This window comes from Burkholderia sp. HAN2018 (assembly GCF_024704855.1).
Taxonomy (GTDB): Bacteria; Pseudomonadota; Gammaproteobacteria; order Burkholderiales; family Burkholderiaceae; genus Burkholderia; species Burkholderia cepacia.
Window position 1 is genome coordinate 1 of the sequence record NZ_QOBB01000312.1, and the last position, 6,726, is coordinate 6,726.

The window sequence follows — 6,726 nt, forward strand, 5'->3', positions numbered from 1 at the left end:
CCACCGTCAGCACGCACAGCAGCGCGATCGTGCCGCGCTGCGCGTCGGACAGCGCGCGCCACGCGAGGCCCGAGGCCGCCTGCGCCGCGAGCGCGCCGGCCAGCACGAGTACGGCGTCGGTCGCTGCGATCGCGGCACGCCGCATCGCATTCGTTCCACCGAACCTCGGCTGCATCGTCACGCACCATGTGCGGGGAACCCGCGATGCCCGTCCGGCATGCGGGGCCGAACGGGTGTCGGCCTCGCCGTCTCGCGGGTGCCGAGCAGCCTGCGATAGTCGGCGCGAATCAGGTCGTAGCATTCGCACGCGTGATGTTCGAGGCCGTCGCGGTCGAGCACCGTGATGCGGCCGCGGCGCTGCCGGATCAGTCCGGCTTCCTGCAGGTTGCCGGCCGCTTCCGTCACGCCTTCGCGCCGCACGCCGAGCATGTTCGCGATCGTCTGCTGCGTGACCGCCAGTTCGTCGCCGTCGATGCGGTCGTGCGCGAGCAGCAGCCAGCGGCTGAGCTGCTCGCTGACCGAGTGATGCCGGTTGCACAGCGCGCTGCGCGAGATCTGCGCCATCGCGGCCTGGCAGTAGCTGAGCAGCAGCCGGTAGGTCGCCGGCGACCGCTCGAATTCGGCGCGCATCACGCAGCTCGGCACACGATAGGCCATCCCGCCGATGCGGACCTCGATCCGGTGCGACGCCGCGGCGCCACCGACCAGCGTCGCCAGACCGACCACTCCCTCGCGGCCGACCTGCGCCACCTCGACCATCGCACCATCCTCCATCAGGTGCTGCACCGACATCATCGACGTCGTCGGGAAATGCACGTGGCGCATCGGTTCGCCGACCCGCTCGAGCATCCCGGCCTTGATCCTGACCAGTTCGAGATGCGGTGCGATGGTGCGGATGCTGTCCTCCGGGAGGGCATCGAGGATGGCATTCGCCGAGTAGCTCGAGTGAAGATGAAGCATGTCTGTATCCCTTTTATCGTTCGCGCCGCATGCAGCCGCGTGCACGGAACTCGTTATCGCGATGCGCGCCCGGACGTCGGCGGTGGTTGCGGCCCACAACCCTGATTCCGACCGACCCCCGGCTCATTGCCGCCGGATCGAATCGGCCGTCCCGTTTCGACACGCCAGCCCGAATAAGCGATTTACGTGCCAAACCTTGTCCATCCTTAATATGTGAATCACGCCCGATTTAGATCGCCCGAATTACCGGCTCAAAACCAGAAAAAGCGTCTCATTTCCGGACACTCTTCCGGGCGCCGGACACCGCGAGCTATTTGACTGATCATTTCCCCTGCATCGAACCAAGACAGATACGGCGGGGCTGCCAGGCTTGTCGCTCATATACTTACAGTCGATTTTCAATTGTTTCCGTGATGTGCCCTGCAGCACTTCGCTGCGGCATCATGCCTCGCACGGCCGTTTGAAACTGTCTCAAATTTGAATCGACACACTAAATTCAGGCTCTGTTACCTGACGCACATTTCGCTCGTACACAATTGATTTTTATGGATATTTTTGCGAGCGTCATTCGATTGTCAAATAATGTTCAATGTCCGCCCGGCACTTTCTCCGCACGAAGCACGGCACCGTTCGATTGATTCCCGTTCGACATCGAATGAATGTCAAACGTCCCATTCGATTTCCGGATGATTAATTCCACTAAAACGAATCATTAAATCCGGATAACATTCCAGCCCGCCAAAAATCGTCAAACTTTGTGAAATGACGCAATGTGCAATTGATCGAATTCAATGGCGTGTTAGCCTTTTCGCGAGTATCGTCACTCCATTTCTGACGAACACAAGTCCGCACGATCGTGCGAATTCCCCATTTTCGGGGTATCGCCGAGACGACGCGCGACCGCCACCCTACGAGGATGCGCCGTGACTCACCAGGCCCCTGACACCGTCGCGTACGCGAACGGCATGATCGAGCTTTCTCACAGCTTCGATGCGAACCGGTTTCTCGCGGCCGTCGACCGCGACGAGCTCGCGACATTCGCCCCCCACCTTCAACTTGTCCACCTGAAATCGGGGCAAGTACTCTGCGAGCCCGGCGAAATGCTCGCCGCGGTCTACCTGCCCGTCACGACCGCGATTTCGCTGCAGTACGTGTCGTCCGGCGGCATGACGCTGGAAGTCGCGGAGATCGGCAGCGAGAGCGTGGCGTGCGACGACGTGATCGGCGGCAGCGGCCGGATGCCCTGCCGGGCAGTGGCCTGCCGCGACGGTTTCGCCTACCGGCTCGACCGGCGCGTGTTCGCCGCCGCGTTCGACGCTTCGCCGGTCATTCGCCATCTCGTGTTCGTCTGCGTGCGGCTGCTGATGGCGCAGGTCTCGCAGATCACGTTCTGCAGCCGTCATCACGTGCTCAAACATCAGTTATGCAGATGGTTCCTGCTCGCGTACGACCGGACCCGCAGCATCGAGATCCAGGTGACGCACAGCATGCTGGCGCAGATGCTCGGCGTGCGACGCGAAACGGTCACCGATGCCGCCGGCGAGATCCAGAAGCTGGGCCTGATCCGGCAATACCGGAGTTCGATCGAGCTCGCCGACCTCGACGGTCTCGAGAAGATGTCGTGCGGCTGCCGCGCGATCGTGCGCGACGAGATGAAGCGCATCCTGTCGGCCGACTCGGGTGTGCCGGCCGCTTCGCGCGCCTGACCCGCCTCCCCACCTGCCCGCGCGGCGCTTCGGCGCTGCGCTTCCTCGGTACGCAGGGTTAGCGGTTTGTAGGGTGGCGAACAGAACGCCGTGCCTGCCAATGGTCTACTGATGCCGGACTGCCGGGGGGACGTCAGCGCGTATGCCGCGTCTGCCCGAGCGGACGACACCACGCACGCCGGAGCAGCACGTGAAAAACGAAATCAGAACCATCCTCAAGCACGTCGCCCACCTCGAAGCCGCGATCGATTCGATCGGCGACGGGGACGACCTCTACGAAGCGGGCCTCTCGTCGCTCGATACGATCCAGCTGATGCTCGCGATCGAGAAGCAATTCAACATCGAGATTCCCGACGAGATGCTGAACCGCAACCTGTTCCGCAGCATCGACGCGCTCGCGGACACGATCGCCACGCTGCAACGCACCGAGCATTCCGCATGAGCGCGCTGCTTCCCGAACTCGCGACCGACAGCGATGCGCATCGGCTCGACGAGGCCGCGCATGCCGTCGCGCAGATCGCCGCGCAGCACGCGGACGCGGTCGACCGCGACGCGCGCTGCCCCGTCGAGGCGATCGAGGCGATGCGCGCGCGCCGCCTGCTCGGCGCAATGGTGCCGACCCATCTCGGCGGCGCTGGCGCGTCGCTGGAGGACATCGCGTCGGCCTGTTCGATTCTCGGCCAGGCCTGCGCGTCGTCGGCCATGGTGTTCGCGATGCACCAGATCCAGGTCGCCTGCATCGTCGACCACGCGGTCGACCAGGGCTGGCACAAGCTGTTCCTGCAGCAACTCGTGCGCCACCAGTGGCTGCTCGCATCGGCTACGTCGGAAAACGGCGTCGGCGGCAACCTGCGCGCGAGCCAGTGCGCGCTCGAAACCGACAACGGCGAGTTCCGGCTGCGCAAATCCGCGCCGACGATCTCGTACGGCGACTATGCGGACGGCATCCTCGCGACCGCACGACGCGATGCGGACGCCCCGGCTTCCGAGCAGGTGCTCGTCACGCTGCTGCGCGACGGCTACACGCTCACGCGCCGCGGCGAATGGGACACGCTCGGGATGCGCGGCACCTGCAGCAACGGTTTCGAGCTCGACGCGCAAGGCGCCGCCGTCCAGTGCCTGCCGGTGCCGTTCGCGAAGATCGCCGAGGAAACGATGGTGCCGGTGTCGCACATCCTGTGGGCCGCGGTCTGGATCGGCGTGGCCGGCGACGCGTTCCATCGCGCGCACCAGTTCTTCCGCGCGCAGGCACGCCAGACCGACGGCGCACCGTCGCCCGCGTCGCGACGCATCGCCGAATCGCTCGCGCTGATGCAGGCGATGCAGGCCCGCGTCGACAACGTGCTGCGCCTCCATGCGAATGCGACCGCGCGCTCGTGGTCGGCCGGGATGGCCTGGGCCGCCGAGATCAACACGCTGAAGACCTACGTGTCGACGACCGCGCTGGAAGTCGCGCACCAGGCCATGATGATCTGCGGGATGGCCGGCTACAAGCAAGGCACGCCGTTCAGCATCGGCCGCCACATTCGCGACCTGCATGCGGCGCCGCTGATGATCAGCAACGACCGCATTGCCACCAACACCTCGAACCTGCTGCTCGCGCTGCGTCCTGCGACGCTGGAGAAACATACGTGAACGATCGCCTTGCCGTGCCCTCCGCCGTCTCCGCTCCCGCCGACGCACCGCTCGACCGCGCGGGCGTCAACCCGCTGCGCGACGAACTGATCGACGCGGGCCTGCTGGTCTCGACCGGTATCCAGGGCCTGTTCGGCCGCAGCGAACGGTTCGAGCGCGTCGTGGAAGCGCTCGACGCGTTCGTCACGCGCATCGGCGCCGACCAGCAGGCCGAAGTGCTGCGCTTCCCGCCGGCCATGAGCCGCATCGAGTTCGAGCGCAGCGAATACATGAAGAGCTTCCCGCAGCTCGCGGGCAGCGTACATGCGTTCTGCGGCGACGAACGCCAGCACCAGCGCGTACTGCAGTGCCTCGACCGCGGCGACGACTGGACGGAAAGCCAGAAGCCGACCTATGTCGTGATGACGCCGGCCGCGTGCTACCCCGTCTACCCTGTCGTGGCGCGCGCGGGCGCGCTGCCGGCCGACGGCCGGATCGTCGACGTATTCTCGTACTGCTTCCGCCACGAGCCGTCGCTCGATCCGACCCGCATGCAGTTGTTCCGGATGCGCGAATACGTGCGGATCGGCACGCCCGAGCAGATCGTCTCGTTCCGCGAGACCTGGATCGAACGCGGCACGCGGATGATCGAGGCGCTGCGCCTGCCCAACGCGATCGACCTCGCGAACGACCCGTTCTTCGGGCGCGGCGGCAAGATCGTCGCGAACAGCCAGCGCGAGCAGAACCTGAAGTTCGAGCTGCTGATCCCGATCGAGCACGACGATCGCCAGACCGCCTGCCTGAGCTTCAATTACCACATGGACCATTTCGGGCTGCTGTGGAACATCCGCACCGCGACGGACGAGGTCGCGCACACGGGCTGCGTCGGCTTCGGCCTCGAACGGCTCACGCTCGCGCTGTTCCGCCACCACGGCTTCGACATCGATGCATGGCCGCGTGAAGTCCGCGACGTGCTGTGGGGCACGCGATGAGATTCGTGTCCCGCGACGGCGAAGACGCGTCGTTCGAGGATGTGCGCCACCGTGCGCGCCACTACCGGCCGCATCCGCTGCACAGCCAGGAGATGGTCTGGAAGCAGACCAACTGCTACGTCGACATGTGGCTCGAAGTGCTCCGGTGGTGGGGCTTCAATCCGTACGCGGCGCTGCCGTTCACGATCGCGCTCGATTTCGAGGGCGACCAGTTCACGTTCTTCAAGTTTCCGCACGACGAACTGGAGCGGCTGTACGGCATCGTCGTGCAGGAGCACTCGATCTACGAACCGCTCGACCGGCACATCGAGACGCAGGTCGCGCGCGGTCACCTGATGATCGTCGAAGTCGACGCGTGGTTCCTGCCCGATACGCGCGGCAGCAGCTACCGCACGCAGCACACGAAGACGACGATCGGCATCGATGCGATCGACCGCGCGAATCGCCAGATCGGCTACTTCCACAACAGCGGTTATTACGTGGCCGAGGATTTCGACTACGACGGGCTCGTCGGCGGCAGCTCGCCGATGACGCTGCCACCGTATGTCGAATGCGCGAAACGGCGGTTTGCGCCGCTCGACGAACGCACGCTGTGCGAGACGTCGCTCGCCGCGCTGCAGCGCCACCTGCGGCGCCTGCCGGTGGTCGACCCGATCGCCGCGTTCCGGCGGCAGTTGCAGACCGACGCGCGGACGCTCGCCGATTCGCCGCTCGAGCGCTTTCATGCGTACTCGTTCAACTCGGTGCGGCAGCTCGGCGCGAACTTCGAGCTGTTCGGCCATTACGCGCGCTGGCTGCAGGCCAGCGGCTGCGTCGGGCCGTTCGCCGAGATCCGCGCCGCGTGCGACCGCATCGCGTCCGAAGCGATGGTGCTGGAATTCCGGCTCGCACGCGCCTGCGCGCGCGGCAAGGAAGAACGCGGCGATTCGACGCTCGAAGCGATCGAAGCCGCCTACGCGGACGTGGTCGCGTGCGCGCGGCAGATCGGCTTGCCGCTGCGGCACATGACGCCCGTGCACAGCGACGCGGCGGCACCCGTGCCGGTCATGCGGTGACGCGCACGCGCGCCCTGCCCGCGTGGTCGATGCTGGCGACGGCCGCGGGGGCCGCACGGGAACCGCGCGATCTCCCGGCCGCCGGCAACGGCTGGATTCCGGCGGCCGTGCCCGGTACCGTCGCACAGTCGCTCGCGCTCGCCGGCCGGCTCGACGAAGCCGTATCGCTCGACGAACGCGACCACTGGTACCGGATCGAACTGCGCGGACACGGGCCGCGCGTGCTGCGCTTTCACGGCCTCGCGACGCTCGCGCAGGCGTGGCTCGACGACACGCCGATCCTCCGCTCCGACAGCATGTTCGTCGCGCACGACGTGCCCGTGTCGCTCGACGGGTCGCACCGGCTGACCCTCTGTTTCCGCGCGCTCGCCCCGCACCTGCGCGACGCGCGCGCGCCGC

6 protein-coding genes and 2 pseudogenes are annotated in these 6,726 nt (G+C 66.1%); 6 read left to right on the plus strand and 2 right to left on the minus strand.

All coding sequences use genetic code 11. The features are described from left to right. Positions 1–145, minus strand: a pseudogene (locus DPV74_RS37695) (undecaprenyl-phosphate glucose phosphotransferase); the annotation flags it as partial. A 32-nt stretch (positions 146–177) separates the two neighbouring features. Beyond that, on the minus strand, positions 178–960 hold the full coding sequence (locus DPV74_RS37700) for a Crp/Fnr family transcriptional regulator (protein WP_027791417.1): 783 nt from the start codon (positions 958–960) through the stop codon (positions 178–180). Positions 961–1,883: 923 nt separating this feature from the next. Here DPV74_RS37700 and DPV74_RS37705 point away from each other — a divergent pair. From DPV74_RS37705 to DPV74_RS37730, 6 genes and pseudogenes are all read left to right on the plus strand, one after another. Beyond that, positions 1,884–2,666: a Crp/Fnr family transcriptional regulator gene (locus DPV74_RS37705; RefSeq protein WP_027791416.1), complete on the plus strand. Its 783-nt coding sequence runs from the start codon at positions 1,884–1,886 to the stop codon at positions 2,664–2,666. Between the two features lie 190 nt (positions 2,667–2,856). Then, positions 2,857–3,108: an acyl carrier protein gene (locus tag DPV74_RS37710; protein WP_006490451.1), complete on the plus strand. Its 252-nt coding sequence runs from the start codon at positions 2,857–2,859 to the stop codon at positions 3,106–3,108. Continuing rightward, positions 3,105–4,301, plus strand: a complete 1,197-nt coding sequence (locus tag DPV74_RS37715) for an acyl-CoA dehydrogenase family protein (RefSeq protein WP_060171107.1) — start codon at positions 3,105–3,107, stop codon at positions 4,299–4,301. Before DPV74_RS37710 ends, DPV74_RS37715 begins: the two co-directional genes overlap by 4 nt. Continuing rightward, positions 4,298–5,272 (plus strand): amino acid--[acyl-carrier-protein] ligase, encoded by a 975-nt coding sequence (locus tag DPV74_RS37720; protein WP_119339034.1) that lies wholly within the window; start codon positions 4,298–4,300, stop codon positions 5,270–5,272. The genes DPV74_RS37715 and DPV74_RS37720 overlap by 4 nt, the downstream gene beginning before the upstream one ends. Continuing rightward, the gene (locus DPV74_RS37725; RefSeq protein ID WP_059683828.1) at positions 5,269–6,327 is read left to right on the plus strand and encodes a DUF1839 family protein; all 1,059 of its coding nucleotides are present in this window, start codon (positions 5,269–5,271) and stop codon (positions 6,325–6,327) included. Before DPV74_RS37720 ends, DPV74_RS37725 begins: the two co-directional genes overlap by 4 nt. Next, a pseudogene (locus DPV74_RS37730) lies at positions 6,324–6,726 on the plus strand (glycoside hydrolase family 2 protein); the annotation flags it as partial. The gene DPV74_RS37725 and the pseudogene DPV74_RS37730, both read left to right, overlap by 4 nt.

Coding starts and splice junctions, on each gene's coding strand:
- DPV74_RS37725 (WP_059683828.1), top strand. CDS start 5,269: ATGAGATTCGTGTCCCGCGACGGCGAAGACGCGTCGTTCGAGGATGTG.
- DPV74_RS37715 (WP_060171107.1), top strand. CDS start 3,105: ATGAGCGCGCTGCTTCCCGAACTCGCGACCGACAGCGATGCGCATCGG.
- DPV74_RS37700 (WP_027791417.1), bottom strand. CDS start 960: ATGCTTCATCTTCACTCGAGCTACTCGGCGAATGCCATCCTCGATGCC.